Raw genomic sequence first — 853 nt, 5'->3', positions numbered from 1 at the left:
GGCCTACATCCCGCGCCATATGGATGCTCGAAACATTATTCGTAAGCTTGAACGCGATGAAATCATCGAAGAATTGGTTAAATCGTATCTTAAGAACCATCGAGAGGACTACTAATGCGCACAATGGGACTTGATTTAGGTTCAAAAACCATCGGCGTCGCCTTGAGCGACGCGATGGGCTGGACTGCACAAGGATTGGAAACGATCAAAATTAACGAAGCTGGAAATGACTTCGGCTTTAAACGCCTCAATGAAATTATAAAAGAGCATGATGTTTCTAAAATTGTCCTCGGTTTACCTAAGAACATGAATGGGACTGTTGGACCGCGAGGCGAAATCAGCCAAGATTTCGCTAAACGATTAGAAAACAAATTCAAGCTGCCGGTGTTTCTCTGGGATGAACGGTTGACAACTATGGCGGCTGAACGTGTCCTTCTTGAGGCGGACGTGAGCCGAAGCAAACGCAAGAAAGTCATTGATAAAATGGCAGCTGTCATGATTCTGCAAGGATTCTTGGACAGACAAACAAATTCAATATGAGGTGAATACAAATGGAACACGGCGAAAACAACATTACAGTAGTAGATGAAAACGGAAACGAGCAGCTATGCGAAATCCTTTTCACATTCGACTCAGATAAATTCAACAAATCTTATGTACTTTACTATCCGATGTCTGCAGAAGATGAAGAGGAAGAAATTGAAATCCACGCTTCATCATTCGTACCGAGCGAAGATAATAAAGATGGTGAACTTACACCGATCGAAACAGAAGAAGAGTGGGATCTTGTCGAAGAAATGTTAAATACATTCCTTGACCAAGAAGAAGCTGAAGAAGAATAAAAGAAAAAAAC

3 protein-coding genes are annotated in these 853 nt (G+C 41.7%); all 3 read left to right on the top strand.

Features of this window, described 5'->3' with window-relative positions; translation table 11 throughout:
- On the top strand, positions 1-115 hold a 115-nt coding region (locus AC1DVB_RS27635; protein ID WP_477592038.1), incomplete at its 5' end, for an IreB family regulatory phosphoprotein.
- Positions 115-540, top strand: coding sequence for a Holliday junction resolvase RuvX (gene ruvX / locus AC1DVB_RS27630; RefSeq protein ID WP_034308633.1), 426 nt, complete (start codon positions 115-117; stop codon positions 538-540). The genes AC1DVB_RS27635 and ruvX, both read left to right, overlap by 1 nt.
- 11 nt (positions 541-551) lie before the next feature.
- The gene (locus AC1DVB_RS27625) at positions 552-842 is read left to right on the top strand and encodes a DUF1292 domain-containing protein (RefSeq protein ID WP_034308630.1); all 291 of its coding nucleotides are present in this window, start codon (positions 552-554) and stop codon (positions 840-842) included.
- Positions 843-853: the final 11 nt, after the last annotated feature.

Source organism: Peribacillus sp. P4_D6, assembly GCF_056401795.1.
The sequence above is the reverse complement of the archived record's forward strand: the minus strand, read 5'-3'. Positions and strand labels throughout refer to the sequence as shown.